This is a genomic window from Gilvimarinus sp. 1_MG-2023 (genome assembly GCF_030548285.1).
On record NZ_JAUOSC010000959.1, the window covers coordinates 1 to 275 of the forward strand.

Annotated in this window: 1 pseudogene; it reads right to left on the reverse strand. The window is 53.5% G+C overall.

Annotated features, from left to right (window positions below):
* A pseudogene (locus tag Q4563_RS23720) lies at positions 1-137 on the reverse strand (glutamine amidotransferase-related protein); the annotation flags it as partial.
* Positions 138-275: the final 138 nt, after the last annotated feature.

Consider the following 275-nt stretch of genomic DNA (forward strand, 5'->3'; position numbering starts at 1 on the left):
TGATCAGGAGCCAGAGCCTCTATTTGCTCCAGCGTCACCTCGTCGTTACGAAACACCCGTACTTATGCGCCCAACTCGGCGAAATATTGCACAATGTTGTACGTAAAAGAATCGTAGTTATCTATCATTACCAGCATGCTGTACTCCAACGGCGCCCGGCATCAGGCCCCTGTCATTCATTCGGTAGGTAGCGACCTGTCTGCAGGTCGTTATTGATCCAGCCCGGCTTCAGCCAGAGCAACGGCACGGAACATGGCGCGACCCTTGTTCAGGGT